The organism is Methylobacterium sp. WCS2018Hpa-22 (genome assembly GCF_031843785.1).
Taxonomy (GTDB): Bacteria; Pseudomonadota; Alphaproteobacteria; order Rhizobiales; family Beijerinckiaceae; genus Methylobacterium.
In genome coordinates, this window is record NZ_JAVTJA010000009.1 from 201,184 (window position 1) to 215,613 (window position 14,430).

The following is a 14,430-nucleotide window of genomic DNA, read 5'->3' on the forward strand; positions in this document are numbered from 1 at the left end:
CTCATACGGGCCATGATGGAGCGTGGCCCGGCGCATGCCCGTCCCTGATGCCGCGCGCCGCCGGACGGCTGCGCATCCGTCCGGCATCCAAGTCGCCATAAGTCGCCCCGCTCGTCTTGCACGTATGGTCCGTGTTTTGAACGATCCGCGTTCACCTCGAGAACACCTCTCCAACCGCGCGCACCATGGATCGCCGGACGCGAATCAATGAGACCTCCTGCTGATTCCGGTCGTTCGGCCAGACACCATTCCCGATCGTCGGCGAGTGGGTGGTCGCCGGGAATTGGCACCGGCCCATCCAAAACATCGCGCGATCGGACAAGCCAAGTGGCATGCCGTCCTGCAGCTACGGCAGTGACGACGGGACGAGACACTATCCGGGGCAGGAATGGCCCCTCCGGATTCGACGGCACGGAGTGATCCGAGATGACCGACACCAACCTCGCGGCGGGCACCGACGGCGACGAGCGCACGGCGCAGACCTTTCCCCGCCTCAGCGATGAAATGGAGCGCCGGGTGGCCGGCTACGGCACAGAGGAGATCCTGCCGGAGGGTAGCCTCATCTTCACCAGAGGGCAGCGGCGGGTGGATTTCTTCCTCGTCCTCGCCGGCCGGATCGAGATGTACGAGACCGACCATGACGGGGTCGACCGGGTCTTCGTGGTGCACACCGAGGGGCAGTTCACGGGCGAACTCGACCTGTTCAACGACCGGGAGATCCTGGTCTCGGGGCGCACCGTGGTGGAGACGCGCGTGGTGCGGATCGATCGCGCCGCCTTTCGCCGCTTGGTCACCGCCGAGCCGGATATCGGCGAGATCATCATGCGGGCCTTCATCCTGCGCCGGGTCGGCCTGATCCGCCATGGGCGGGGAGGCGTCGTGCTAATCGGTCCCGGTCACCAGCGTGAGACCCTTCGCCTGGAGCGCTTCCTCGTCCGGAACGCCTACCCGCACCGCATCCTCGACACAGCGGGCGACCCGGCCTCCCGCCACGCCCTGGACGGATTTGGCCTGACCGAGGCGGACCTGCCGGTGGTGATCGCTCCGGGCGCTGCAGTGATGCGCAATCCGACGAACGCGGCACTGGCGGACGCGCTGGGGCTGACGGAAGCGATCGACCCCGGCCGCATCTACGATGTCGCGGTGATCGGCGCCGGACCGGCGGGCCTCGCCGCCGCGGTCTATGCCGCCTCGGAAGGGCTCGACACCATCGTCATCGAAGGGCTGGCACCCGGCGGTCAGGCCGGCACCTCCTCGAAGATCGAGAACTATCTCGGCTTTCCGACCGGGATCTCCGGTCAGGCGCTCGCCGGCCGCGCACAGGTCCAGGCCCAGAAATTCGGGGCGCGTCTCGCGATCTCCCGCATGGCGACGGGGCTCGATTGCGGCGGGTCATCCTTCCGGGTGATCCTCGAAGATGGCACCGCCGTCCCGGCGCGCGCCGTCATCGCCGCCACCGGCGCCCGCTACCGCCGCCTGGATCTGCCGCGCTACGCGCATTTCGAAGGGCAGGGCATCCATTACGCCGCCACAGCCATGGAAGCGCAACTCTGCACCGGCGAAGCGGTGATCGTCGTGGGTGGCGGTAATTCGGCCGGTCAGGCCGCAATGTTCCTGTCCCGCACGGTGGCGCATGTCCACCTTCTCGTGCGGGCCACCGGTCTCGCCGCGACGATGTCCGATTATCTCGTGCAACGGATCGCGTCGTCGCCGCGCATCACCCTGCATACGCAGACCGAGATCACCGCGCTTCTCGGTGAAGACACCCTGACATCGGTGACATGGACCGACCGGTCGAGCGGGATCAGTGAAATGAAGGCCATCGGCAACGTCTTCGTCATGATCGGTGCCGTGCCGAATACCGGATGGCTCTCGGACTGCCTCTGTCTCGATCCAAAGGGATTCGTTCCGACCGGCCTGCGGAGCGACGGGATGCCGGCCGCGTCTCCCTATGCCACAACGGTCCCGGGTCTTTACGCCGTCGGCGACGTTCGCGCGGGCTCGGTGAAGCGCGTCGCATCCGGGGTGGGCGAGGGATCGGTGGTGGTCCAGGCGGTCCACGGTTTCCTGCACCCGGAGCCCTGAAGGCACAGAGGCGAAACGCCAAGCCCGAGACCGGCGGGGGAGGGCTATGGCCGACAGGCTTTGGCTGGATTTGGGCCGGCTTCAGCGCGTTCGGACAGAACGTTTCCCACTCTGGACGCCGGATGCATGGCCGCCGTCAGGGAAAACGGAGCGGAGGACCGAATGGACCACTTGCTGGCCATTCGGTCCTCCGCCCTGAATCTCACCTAACCTCGGATCTCACTTGGCCTCAGATCTCACGTAACCTCGGATCTCACTTGGCCTGCAGATCCATCTTACGGCCGACCTGCTGGCGATCGGCCTCGACGGTCACCGGCGCCACCGCCTTCCCCGGGGCGTCGATGCGGTCCCGCGCTCCGGCGGCGTCGAGCCCCGCCGGAGGCGTGTGGGATTGCGCGAAGGGCACGGTCGATGCCAGCGCGAGGATGGCTGCGAGACAGGGTCTGATCAGAAGGTTCATGGCCGCTCTCCCCGGAAATGACCGCGTTGCCGCGAGGCGATGAAAGCTCAGTCGGCGGGACCGCCCGACGTCGTGCCGAAATTCGGCACCGCGTGGTTCGTCTCGTCGGCGTTGCCGCCCTTGGCCGAGCTGTCGATGGTCCGGGACGCCTGCGGCTCATGACGGGATTGCAGGGAACCGGTCCCGTCCAGGTCCACCTGCTCGACGGTGCTGCGGGCCGGATGACGATCCGGCATGGCGAGGGCAGGGGCCATCAGGCCAAGCTGCAGGAGGGCGACGGAAGCAAGATGCTTGATCATGGTACGTCTCCGGATGTCAGACTGGTTTCGGGTCAGAACGGAGCCGCTCGATGTCTTTGCCGCGGCCCTGAGTTCATGTCCAAATCTTAATCCGCCCAAGCAACCTGAATATTATACGGCAGATCATCCGATCGATGCGTTGGTTAAACCGTCTCATACGAAGGTTTCGGCTTGCGCTGGCTCCGGCAGAACGGTGTTCACCGCCATGAGGGCTCGGCCGCTCAACGCTGGCGCGTGGCCACGATGCCGAGTTGATCCGCCATGCGGACGAGGTCGGCGAGGGACCGGGCCTGCATCTTCTCCATGACCCGCCTCTTGTGAACCTTGGCGGTGATCTCCGTGATGCCGAGATCGGCGGCGATCTGCTTGTTCATCAGCCCCCCGATGGCGCATCGCATCACGTCGTTTTCCCGTGGGGTCAGCGTGGAGAACCTGGCTGCGAGTTCGCCCTGTGCGCGCCGATCGGCGAGGGCGGCGGCATCGGCTTCGAGCGCCTTGCGGATCGCGGCGAGCAGCACGTCCGCGATGAAGGGCTTGGTCAGGAACTCGACGGCGCCGCCCCGCATGGCACGGACCGACATGGGGATCGTGCCATAGCCGGTCAGGAAGATGATCGGCACCGTATTGCCGTCCGCGCGCAACATTTCCTGGACGGCCAGTCCGCTCTGTTCGGCGAGCCGCACGTCGAGCAGGATGCATTCGGGTGATTGGCGCAGGAGCGAGCCCGACAATCCGCTCGGATCCGCGTGACCGACCGCTGCCAGCCCATCGGACATACAGAGGCGGACCAGCGCTTCACGCAGCACAGGGTCATCGTCGACGATATGAATGGTCGCTTCGGGCATTGGTCTCGCGGGCGCGAATACGCTCGTCTCATACACGAATTGCGTAGCGCCTCGACTGCAAGCTTCGCACCGACCCCTAATTATCGTGCGCCGCACCGCAATCCCAGGGCGACCACCTCACCGCCTGAGAAAGGATCACGCATCGGAGATGGGGAGCGTGATGTGGAACGCGGCGCCTCCACCCGGCGCGGCATCGACACGGATGTCGCCCCCATGGGCATCGATGAGGTTGCGGCAGATCGCGAGGCCCATGCCCATGCCATTCGCTTTGGTCGAATGAAACGGCTCGAAGATCCGCGCGCGCCGCTCCTGCGCGATGCCGGGGCCCGTATCGCTGACGGTGACGGCGACGAAGGCGGCCTCGCGGCGGATGGCGACCAGGATATCCCGGCGTCCGGCGCTGTCCGTCATCGCCTGCGCCGCATTGAGGAGCAGGTTCACGAAGACCTGCTGGATCTGGATCGGATCGGCCGCGATGAGCGGGATCTCACCGTCGGCGGCAATGTGGACCGTCGCGCCGTGGACACGGATCTCGCGCTCGATCAGCAGATTGGCGTCCCGCGCCGCCTGTAGCGGATCGACGGGGGTGAACAGGCGGGGCGCGTTGCCGAGATAGGATCGTGTGCGGGAGATCACGTCTCGGGCGCGGATCGCGGCGCCGACCACGTCGTCGAGGGCTGCGGACGCCGCCTCGACATCCGGCTGGGGCCGTTTCAACCAGCGCAGGGCGGCTTCGGCATTGGCGACGATCACCGCGAGCGGGGAATTGACCTCGTGGGCGATCGACGCGCTCAAAGCTCCCACCGTGGTGATCCGCGATGATCGTGCGAGCTCGCTATCGGCCACGGCGACGTTCGCCTGCGCCTGCTTGAACGCCGTGACATCGAGGGAGGTGACGATGATTTCGGCGAACCCGTCGAGATCCTGCGGCAGCATCGCGGTGAAGAGCGTGTCCCCCTCGCTTCCATCGGCCCGGACCACATGCGCTTCCGAGCGGAAGAACCGATCGCCGCGGCCGAACGCGACGAGCCACTGGACGAAGGTCTGGTCTGTCGAGGGCAGCAGCCGATCGAGCGGGCCGAGATAGGCGCTCTTGTCAGTGGCCCCCGTCTCCTCGAGGGTGAAGGCGTTCACGTCCGTGACGATCACCTTGGCACACAAAGCGCGGAGTTCGTCCGGACGGCTGGCGTAATAGCACTCGATATCGGTCACGCCCGCATGGCGCAGTTCCATGACCGCCCGGGCCGCCTCCGTCCAATCCTCGCGCCACATCGAGATCCCGGCCCGCTCGAAGATGGCAGCGAAGCGCGCCTCACTGCGTTCGGACGCGGCCCGCATTCGCGTGATGCTCCGCATCGCGACAGCGAGCGCCAGCACCACGCCCGCTCCGAAGACGAAGGCCGCCATCGTGGACGCCGCCGCGGCCGCCCAACCGGCGAGCCCCGCCAGGATGACGGGCGGGAGCGTCACTTTGGCGGCAAAGCCGAGTCCGGTGATGCGCCGCTTCCGGCGACGGGCCGGACCGGCTCGCATCCAGGCGGGTGGGTCTCCCGAGGTCGGTCGATCCGCTCCGGGCGAGACAGACGCCCGGCTCGGCCACCGCGAGAAGACCTGCCGCATTCGCTCGTCCGCCTGGCTTCGCCGCGATGTCGGGCACTGCTCGTCTGGTATCCGATACACCTGTATAATAGCCGAGTTTGTGCGCGGCTTGCACGTTGCCGGCATGGATTTTCACCGTCACGGCGCACACAAGTTCCCGAAAGCGGGTCTCTTCGCCTCTTCGGCGGGCCGGCAATGGAACGGCGTCGCCGCGGAGTTGCGGTCTCATCCGGCCGGCGACCTGCCCGCCATCGTCCCGACCCAGATGGAGATCACGCTGGCGGTCCGGCGCAGCCCCGATGCTCATGTCAGCCGCAAGGGCGCCGGGATCCGGCAGCGGACGCCGGTGGAGAGCGGAACGATCTGGCTCTGTCCCATCGGGGTCGGGGAGGACGACATCAACATCTCGGCGCCGCTGGACGAGATCCTCCACATCTATCTGCCGGCGGAGCGTTTCGACCATCTCGCCGCCCTGTATGGCGACGCGCGCATCCGTGCCGATGCCGTGCGCTATCTCGCCGGCGTCGAGGATCCGCTGCTCGTCCAGATCGGCCTCTCGATCCATCAGGAACTGATCCGGGAAAGCTCGGCGGGCCGCATGATGGTCGAGGCTGCCGCCCTCGCCCTGACGGCCCGTATCGCGCAGGCCTACGGTCACGACCGACCGGAAACGCGAGCGCGCCCCACCACGGACGCCGCATCCCCGGACCGGATCAACCGCGCCGTCGCCTTCATCCGCGACAATCTCGAACGGGACCTGTCCGTGGCCGAGATCGCCGCCGTGGCTTGCCTCAGCCCCTTCCACTTCACCCGCATGTTCAAGCGCGTCACCGGGAAAACGCCTTATGCCTTCGTCAGCGAAGAAAGACTGAAGCGCGCACGCCGATTACTGACCGAGCGAAAAATATCCCTGATCGACGTCGCCCTGTCCTCCGGGTTTTCCAGTCAGGGCTCGTTCAACACGGCATTCAAGCGCGCTGTCGGTCGGACACCCGGCGAGTATAGGCAGCATTATTCATAACCCCTCGCAATCCGGACAGCAGGATATGCGAAGTCCACGGCAATTCGGCGAAATACGAGAGCGGCCTCAGCGATTTAAATGATCTCCATAGTGAATGGGGAAACAGACATGCACGTGACGCCTGTCCACGAACCGGCAAAGCAAGCTCTCGCGCGCCCGGCCCCGGCATCCGCTCGCCCTCGCGCAAGGCAGCATTTTCGTTTCGAGCGAACTCCATGCGATCCGGTTGGCCCATCGAGAATCCGGCTCGGCGACTGGTCCGAGGGGGCCATCGTGCTGATGTCCGGGGACGGCGTCGGAAGCGCGGTCCGGATCGACCGGGTCGATGCGCTCGTTCTCCAGATCCGGCTCGACGAGCCACCGACGCCATGGAACCACGTCGCGCTCCGGGACCGTGCGGATGGTCAACCACAGATGCAGCTGCGCGCAGGTGAGGCGATCCTTCATGACCTGCGTCAGCCCCGCTTGTTGCGGGCTCCGGCGCGAACCCTCCAGATCGGGCTCGATCGCCAGATCCTGACGCAGGTGGCCGAGGATCTGAACATTCACGACGCCGATCCCGTCGAGGAATTCCTACCGGTCTACGGAATGGTGCTGGCGGACCCCGCCTTGTATCATCTCGCCGTCAGTGTCGGAGAAACCCTGGATCGGGGCGATCGCTGGGCCGGAGCCATCCGCCGCCAGTTGACCCATGCGGTGGCGGCCCATCTCCTGGGAACCTATACGCGGCTCAAACCCGCGCCCGAGACCGTTCGCGGCGGCCTGGCTCCCTGGCAGCTTCGTCGCGCTCAGGACCGGATCCGTGCCGATCTCGCCCAGGCCATCGACCTCCGGGCGGTCTCGGAATCCTGCGGCCTGTCCGTCAGCCACTTCGCGCGCGCCTTTCGCCAATCCACCGGCATCGCGCCCCATTCCTGGTTGACGGGGGAGCGCATCGCCCGCGCCAAGGTCATGATGCGAAGGAAGGATCGGACGCTCGCCGACATCGCCCTGGCCTGCGGCTTCGCCGATCAGAGCCACTTCACCCGCGCCTTCGCAAAAAACCAGGGTACGACTCCGGGACGCTGGCGTCGCCTGATGGAACCGGAGGCGCGGCACGCCACGATGCCGTGACCGCCGGAGCCCAAGGGGTTCCCTCAGGGCATCCTGGGGACGGCGCCGTTCAATCTTCGTCATCGTCCTCCGGAACGATGTCGCTGAACGGCACGGTCAGCACGCGGCGCGCATTCGCGTCCTCGACCTCGAAAGAGCAGGCGAACCAATCCCGCACGGCAAACGAGCGAGATCCAGCGACCAGCTCGCGGGCACATTGCAACGCATGCTGGCGCGCGGCGTCCAGATCGGCCAGTTCATCTCCCTCCGGATCGACCGCCAGCTTGCCGAGGCCCGCACCATAGCGAAGGTTGAAGAAATACCGGGGCATGTCAGGCGCCTTCGATCAGGCGGGCATACTCGGCCTCGGGCGTGCCGTAGCTGCCATTGGCCATCTCCTCCAAGAGCTCCCGATCCAGCACGGTGATGCGCCCGCGCCGTGCCCGGATACGACCGGCCCCTTCGAGCTGCTGCATGGCCAGGGTGACGCCTGAGCGCCGCACGCCCAGCATCATCGACAGGAACTCGTGCTTGAGCAGCAGTTCATCGCCTTCTGCACGATCGTGGCACATGAGCAGCCAGCGTGCGAGGCGCACCTCGATCTCAAAGGTGGCGTTGACGATCGCCGTCTGCCGCACCTGGATCATCTCGGTCAGAACGTAGCGGAGGAGCAGCTTGCGGAGGGTCGGGCTCTCGTCCACCGCCGCGCTGACGATCCCGGCGCGGATCGACAAGGCGTGACCCGCCATCTGCACGAAGTGCCGGTAGGGGACACGGTCCGAGCCGAGCAGCACATGCGACGCACCGACCACGCCCTCTCGGCCGATGATCCCGATCTCGACCCGGCCGTTGGTACCGTCGGCCGCAATCGAACCGAGACCGCTCTCCAGGAAGTACGGGTACTCGGTTCGGATATTGGCTTCGATCAGCGTCTGATCGACCAGCAAGTCAACGGGTTCCAGATGAGGCTGGAGCCGGGCGAAATCCTCACCGGTCATGACCTTCAGCAGGCGATTGCGCACGGCAGATTGCTGGATGTGAGCCATGGGCCCTTGCCTCCTCGTCGGAGCAAGAGCTCGGCGTCTCTTAGCCGCCTACGCTCGGACATCGTTGCAGGCGATCGCTAAGTCATGGCACGGATAACAGATGATCTCAATAACATTTGGCAAACTGTCATAGATTAACCGAAACTGACCAGCGTATCCGACGTAAGTTCGATACCGCACCGGACGCTTTGTTTTATTTACTGTCAATTCAGATCATGTTTAAACCTGGGTATACGATTTTGCTCGTCAGATGACAGGTGGCCTTCATTTTTGGAGCCCGGACATGGACCTTGCAGCCCGACAACCGACGGTGCTCTTAGCCGAACCGGATTTTCTCATAGCGGAGGACCTCAGCGACGCTCTGATGGGGGCGGGCTACCGCGTGCTGGGGCCATTCGCGACGACGCCCGAGGCACTGGCCGCCATCGACCTGGCCAGTCCCGCCCTCGCGGTGGTGGACGTGAAGCTTAGGGACGGCTTCTGCACCGTATTGGGCCGCGAATTGCGCCAACGCAGAATTCCCATCCTCGTCCATTCCGGTTTCCAGCAGGACGAGCCTCGTGCCTCGGACTTCCAGAACCTGCCCTGGCTGACCAAACCGGCTCTGCCCAACGATATCATCGCGCTGCTGGACAGCCTCACCAAAGCGCCCCCACCGATGAGCGCCGAGGTCGTGACGCCTATTCGGAGGCTTCAACCGGTCGAGGGCCGGAGCAACCCCTTCATCCGCAAGCTGGAGGGGTTCGTGACGCTCTCCCAGGCCGACCGGGAGATCCTGGAACGGATCAGCGCCAATCCTCGCCCCATCGCGCCGCATACCGATTTCGTCCGGGCGGGCGACCCACCGGATGGCGTCCATCTCGTGATGAGTGGGATCGCCTGCCGCTACAAGCAGCGCTCCAGCGGCGCCCGCCAGATCACCGCCTATCTCGTGCCCGGCGACACCTGCGATCTCGATGTGGCGCTCATGAACCGCATGGATCACACCCTCGCCACGCTCTCCGCCTGCGAGGTGGTGCGGATCCCGGTGACTGTCGTGAAGGATCTCATGGAGCATCATCCGGCCATCGCGCGGGCCTTGCGGATGGCAAGTCTCGTGGATGAGGCGACCCTGCACGAGTGGCTGGTCAATGTCGGTCAGCGAACGGCGCTGGAGCGGATCGCCCATCTGTTCTGCGAACTGATCACCCGCTTTCAGGCCGCGGGTGTCGGAACCAACCAAAGCTGCGACCTGCCCGTCACACAGAACCAGCTCGCGGATACGACGGGAATGACCACCGTCCACGTCAACCGTTCGCTACAGGAGCTTCGACGGCGCGGGCTGATCGAGCTCAAGGGTCGGACCCTGAGGATCCTCGACTGGCCGCGCCTGAAGCGTCTCGCCGAATTCGATGCGGACTATCTGCATCTCGGCGAGCGGTCCGCCGCATAGGATTTCGGCGTCGGCGAAGCGCCGACGCAACCCGCCTCGACGGTCCGGTATCGGTCGAGCCACCCTCCCTCCGCAGATGCGGACGCCTTCCTCGCTGAGAGCAGGGTTCTCGCCGCGAGGCCCGCCGGTCCGTAGATCGGGGGCGATATGGTGCTCTCACGCTCCTCCGCCGCCGGGCCTGCTTTGGCCCCGCTCGCCCTGATCATCGAAGATCATCCGGCCCATGTGCTCATGGGTTCCGGCCGGATAGCGGGTGCTCGGTTCCGTCGAGGCTCCCTCCTCGCAAGGGTTCGGGCCCGTGGACGCCCCAACGTGGACGACCCGACGCGGTGCAGGACGAGCCGGCGAGCCGGTTTTTCACCAGTGTGGGGAAAACAGAAGCGGACTCGACCGTTGGGTATCTGCCCGAGTTCTCGCTAAGAGATCGGTCAGCCGCCACGGATAGGGCCACATGTACGACCCCGAATCTCACGCATTTCCCTCTCCGAAATTCGTACCCGTTTGCGCCATCGGCGCCTCGGCGGGCGGCATCGCGGCGCTGCAGGGCCTGTTCCGGCAACTCCCGCCGGATCTCGGCCTCGCCCACGTCGTCATTCTTCACCTCGCACCCGACCACCCGAGCATGCTCGCCGACATCCTGTCGGGCTGCACCCGGATGCCCGTCAACCAGATCCAGGACAGGCCGACCCTCAAGCCCAATTGCGTCTACGTGATCCCGCCCGACCGCGAACTCGTCATCGATGGCGACAGCGTCACGGCACGGGAGTTCAGCGAGCCGCGCGGCCGGCGCTCGCCCATCGACATGTTCTTCCGCTCCGTCGCCGCCGCCCGTGGCGACGGCATCGCCATCATCCTGTCGGGCGCCGGCGCCGATGGATCGGTGGGTATCCAGGCCATCAGGGAGGGCGGGGGCGTCGTCATGGTGCAGGAGCCGGCGGAAGCCAGCTTCGCCTCCATGCCGCAGAACGCCATCTCCACGGGGACGGCCGATTTCGTCGCGCCGCTGGCCCGCCTGGCCGAGCGCGTGGTGGAGTTGGCCCATAGCAAGGAGGCCGTCCGCTCTCTCGACATGGACGCCAGCGCCAACGAGCTTCGGCGCATCGTGGCGTTCCTTCGCGCCCGCCTGGGCCACGATTTCTCAGGCTACAAGCGGGCCACCGTGATGCGGCGCGTGATCCGACGCATGCAAGTCTGCCGCACGGATACGCTCGCGGACTATGCCAATCACCTTCTGGCCACTCCCGAGGAAGCGAAAGAACTCTTCACCGATCTTCTGATCTCGGTGACGCAGTTCTTCCGCGACCCGCAGGCTTTCGAGGCCTTGAGGCACCAGACGATCCGACCGCTCTTCGACGATCTCGGGCCCGAAAAGGGAGAGAATCTTCGGGCCTGGGTGGTGGGTTGTGCCACCGGAGAGGAAGCGTACAGCCTCGCGATCCTGCTGCATGAGGAGGCTGCGCGGCGGAAGCTCCATCCGCAGATCCAGATCTTCGCCACGGATCTCGATGATACCGCGCTCGGGATCGCACGGGAGGGGCGCTACCCGCGCTCGATCGAGGCCGACGTCTCCAATGAACGCCTCACTCAGTTCTTCGTCGACGAAGGCTCGCATTACCGTGTGCGCAAGGAGCTGCGCGACAGCGTCATGTTCGCCACGCACAGCGTCATCAAGGAGCCGCCCTTCATGCGGCTCGATCTCATCACCTGCCGCAACCTCCTGATCTACCTCGAGCGCAGCCTGCAGCAGCAGCTCTGCGCGATCTTCCATTACGGCCTCAAGCCGGGACGCTACCTGTTCTTGGGGTCGGCCGAGACCGTGGACGCGGCAACGGATCAGTTCGCCCCCCTGGACCGGGAAGCGCGCATCTACTGCTCCCGGCCGAATGCGGCCCGCACACTGCCGATCCTGCCGCAATTCGCCGTGCCCGAACGGTTCATGCCCCCGGATCACGCTGCGCCCGCGCGCAACGAGAATGGGGACAGGTCGGCCACGCTGCACCTGTCCGCTCTGGAACAGAGCGCGCCCGCGAGCGTGCTCGTGGACGACGTTCAGCACATCCTGCACCTCTCGGCGAATGCGGGGCGCTTCCTCCTCCACTCGGCCGGGCCGGTCTCCAACCAGCTCCCCACGGTGGTGCGGCCGGAGCTACGGCTCGATCTCAGGCTGGCGCTGACCCGCGCCCTCGACCAGAAAGAACCGACGCTCACCCATCCGACCGTGGTCGCGTTCGACAGCGAGCGGCGCAGGATCGCCATGCACGTCGTCCCCGTTCCCAGCGAGGCGCATATGGGGACGCGCGCGCTCGTGTTCTTCCTGGATGGCGGCCGCGTGCGCGGCGATGACACGTCAGAGGCCGCAACCGACACCCAGCCCGACGAGGTTCGCCGCCTTCATGCCGAGTTGAGGGCTGCCCAGGAAGCCCTGATCGCCAGCCGCAGCGGGCACGAAGCGTCGATCCAGGATCTTCGTGCCACCAACGAGGAGCTGCAATCGATCAACGAGGAGTATCGCTCGACGGCAGAGGAGCTCGAGACCTCGAAAGAGGAGCTCCAATCGATCAACGAGGAGCTTCACACCGTCAATGCCGAGATGAAGAGCAAGCTGGCCAGCATCTCGGTGGCGCATAGCGACTTGCAAAATCTCACCTACGCGACGGAAATCGGCACTTTGTTCCTCGATGCCAACCTGCGCATCAAGATGTTCACGCCACCCATCGCGGAACTCTTCAACATCACGAAAGCCGATATCGGGCGTACGATCACCGATTTCACGCACCGCCTGGAGTATGACGGGATCGAGGCGGACACCAACCGGGTGCTGAAGGACCTCGTGCCGGTTGAGAACGAGGTCCGCAGCAGGGCCGGGCAATGGTTCATGATGCGGCTCAGACCCTACCGCACCGTGGAGGATCGCATCGACGGCACCGTCATGACCTTCGTCGACATTACCGCGCGTCGCATAGCCGAGGCGGCACAGAGCCGATCGGAGCAGCAGTTGCGGGCGCTCGTACAGGCCAGTTCGCAGGTACTCTACCGGATGAGTCCGGCCTGGGACATGATGCACGAACTCTCTGGCGGAGGGTTCCTGCCCGATACGGACGATCCCGACCAGAGCTGGGTCACCCGGTACATCCCGGAAGAGGATCAGGCGCAGGTCCGTGCCGAGATCGAGGCGGCCAACGCCGCGAAGCGTTCGTTCGACCTGGAGCACAGGGTCCGACGTCTCGACGGCACGGTGGGATGGACGCATTCGCGGGCCATCCCGGTCTTCGACGGCGACGGCAACATCATCGAATGGTTCGGCTCGGCGACGGATGTCACCACGCGCAAACGCGCCGAGGATGCCCTGCGTGAGAGCGAGGCCCGCCAGCGCGCGTTGATCGAGGGCGTCCCACAGCTGGTCTGGCGGGCGGTCGATGGCGGCCAATGGACCTGGGCCAGCCCGCAATGGGGCGCCTATACGGGGCAGTCCGAGGCGGACAGCCTCGGTCACGGCTGGGTCGCCGCTCTCCACCCTGACGACCGTGATGAGACCCTCGCGCGTTGGGAGGAGGCGGAGCGTTTGGGCACGCTCGTGGTCAATTACAGGATCCGCAATGCGGCGGAGGACCGTTATTCCTGGTTCCAGACGCGCGCGACACCGGTCCATGACGAAAGGGGGAGAATCGTCGAGTGGCTCGGCACCTCCACCGATGTGGACGACCTGCGCACCTACCAGGAACGCCAGAAGGTCATGGTCGCCGAATTGCAGCACCGCACCCGGAACCTGCTCGGCGTGGTCCGGTCCATCGCTGGACAGACGCTGCGCTCCAGCGAGACGCTCGAGGATTTCGAGGTGGCCTTCACGAACCGGCTGTCCGCGCTCTCGCGTGTGCAAGGCGTTCTATCCCGCGCGGATAACGAGCCGATCACCATGGACGCGGTGCTCCGTGCGGAGCTCGACGCCCTCGGCGCCGCCAACATGCCCGAGCGCGTCCTGTTGTCGGGTCCGAAGGTACGCCTGCGCAAGCGCACGGTGGAGATCTTCGCGCTGGCCTTGCACGAACTCGCCACGAATGCCCGCAAATACGGGGCGCTCACCACCGAGGCGGGCCGCCTGGAGGTGACGTGGCGGACCTATGCGGGCGAGGAAGGCGAGCGCCTCGTGTTGGAGTGGCGGGAGACCGGGCTCGAACATGTGCTGGAGGAAGAGGGTCCGATCGCGAAGGCCGGCGGCTACGGCCGCGAATTGATCGAGCGGGCATTGCCCTACGTCATGCAGGCACGCACCACCTACGACCTCTCCTCGACGGACCTGCACTGCACCATCGATTTGCCACTCATCGATCATGCCCAGGCACAAGATCTGGGGTGACGATGGAATCGAGCCCCTGGGCAAGCCGCGTGATCCTCGTGGTCGAGGACGAGTATGCCCGGGTCGATGCGTTGCGCCGTGATTGCGACGGAGCCGGCTTACCGGCACGCTTCGCGGTTGTGGTCAGGGTCGAAGCGCCGGTCGAGCCTGAGAAGATCGCCGAAGCGCTCATCCGCTGAAACATTCGGCATGGGCGC

General features: G+C 65.7%; 13 protein-coding genes. 6 read left to right on the plus strand and 7 right to left on the minus strand.

Annotated features, from left to right (window positions below; all coding sequences use genetic code 11):
* Positions 1-426 precede the first annotated feature (426 nt).
* Complete coding sequence (locus tag RQI43_RS14170; protein ID WP_311275550.1) at positions 427-2,085, plus strand: FAD-dependent oxidoreductase; 1,659 nt, start codon at positions 427-429, stop codon at positions 2,083-2,085.
* A 253-nt stretch (positions 2,086-2,338) separates the two neighbouring features.
* Here RQI43_RS14170 and RQI43_RS14175 read toward each other — a convergent pair whose 3' ends face one another.
* From RQI43_RS14175 to RQI43_RS14190, 4 genes are all read right to left on the minus strand, one after another.
* Positions 2,339-2,545: a hypothetical protein gene (locus RQI43_RS14175; protein ID WP_311275551.1), complete on the minus strand. Its 207-nt coding sequence runs from the start codon at positions 2,543-2,545 to the stop codon at positions 2,339-2,341.
* Between the two features lie 47 nt (positions 2,546-2,592).
* Positions 2,593-2,844, minus strand: coding sequence for a hypothetical protein (locus tag RQI43_RS14180; protein ID WP_056426378.1), 252 nt, complete (start codon positions 2,842-2,844; stop codon positions 2,593-2,595).
* 221 nt (positions 2,845-3,065) lie between these two features.
* Positions 3,066-3,689, minus strand: coding sequence for a response regulator transcription factor (locus tag RQI43_RS14185; protein ID WP_207413723.1), 624 nt, complete (start codon positions 3,687-3,689; stop codon positions 3,066-3,068).
* Positions 3,690-3,824: 135 nt separating this feature from the next.
* Positions 3,825-5,222: an ATP-binding protein gene (locus tag RQI43_RS14190; RefSeq protein ID WP_311275552.1), complete on the minus strand. Its 1,398-nt coding sequence runs from the start codon at positions 5,220-5,222 to the stop codon at positions 3,825-3,827.
* A 190-nt stretch (positions 5,223-5,412) separates the two neighbouring features.
* Here RQI43_RS14190 and RQI43_RS14195 point away from each other — a divergent pair, with 190 nt between their 5' ends.
* Entirely contained in the window at positions 5,413-6,309 is an 897-nt protein-coding gene (locus tag RQI43_RS14195) for an AraC family transcriptional regulator (protein ID WP_311275553.1), read from the plus strand.
* 66 nt (positions 6,310-6,375) lie between these two features.
* Here the strand turns inward: RQI43_RS14195 and RQI43_RS14200 are convergent, their stop codons facing one another.
* The gene (locus tag RQI43_RS14200; RefSeq protein ID WP_311275554.1) at positions 6,376-6,858 is read right to left on the minus strand and encodes a hypothetical protein; all 483 of its coding nucleotides are present in this window, start codon (positions 6,856-6,858) and stop codon (positions 6,376-6,378) included.
* On the opposite strand from RQI43_RS14200, the gene RQI43_RS14205 reads away from it, so the two are divergent.
* Positions 6,835-7,422 carry an AraC family transcriptional regulator gene (locus tag RQI43_RS14205; RefSeq protein WP_311275555.1) on the plus strand — a complete coding sequence of 196 codons (588 nt, stop codon included), beginning with the start codon at positions 6,835-6,837 and terminating at the stop codon, positions 7,420-7,422. The genes RQI43_RS14200 and RQI43_RS14205 overlap by 24 nt on opposite strands.
* A 49-nt stretch (positions 7,423-7,471) precedes the next feature.
* On the opposite strand, the gene RQI43_RS14210 is transcribed toward RQI43_RS14205, so the two are convergent.
* On the minus strand, positions 7,472-7,732 hold the full coding sequence (locus RQI43_RS14210; RefSeq protein ID WP_056426362.1) for a DUF6894 family protein: 261 nt from the start codon (positions 7,730-7,732) through the stop codon (positions 7,472-7,474).
* Between the two features lies 1 nt (position 7,733).
* Positions 7,734-8,447 carry a Crp/Fnr family transcriptional regulator gene (locus tag RQI43_RS14215; RefSeq protein WP_311275556.1) on the minus strand — a complete coding sequence of 238 codons (714 nt, stop codon included), beginning with the start codon at positions 8,445-8,447 and terminating at the stop codon, positions 7,734-7,736.
* Between the two features lie 283 nt (positions 8,448-8,730).
* Here RQI43_RS14215 and RQI43_RS14220 point away from each other — a divergent pair, with 283 nt between their 5' ends.
* The 3 genes from RQI43_RS14220 (at position 8,731) to RQI43_RS14230 (ending at position 14,412) form a co-directional block, all read left to right on the plus strand.
* A complete protein-coding gene (locus RQI43_RS14220; RefSeq protein WP_311275557.1) occupies positions 8,731-9,879 on the plus strand; it encodes a helix-turn-helix domain-containing protein in 1,149 nt (382 codons plus the stop codon).
* Between the two features lie 451 nt (positions 9,880-10,330).
* On the plus strand, positions 10,331-14,233 hold the full coding sequence (locus tag RQI43_RS14225; RefSeq protein WP_311275558.1) for a chemotaxis protein CheB: 3,903 nt from the start codon (positions 10,331-10,333) through the stop codon (positions 14,231-14,233).
* A 2-nt stretch (positions 14,234-14,235) separates the two neighbouring features.
* Positions 14,236-14,412 carry a hypothetical protein gene (locus tag RQI43_RS14230; protein WP_311275559.1) on the plus strand — a complete coding sequence of 59 codons (177 nt, stop codon included), beginning with the start codon at positions 14,236-14,238 and terminating at the stop codon, positions 14,410-14,412.
* The last annotated feature ends 18 nt before the right edge of the window (positions 14,413-14,430 follow it).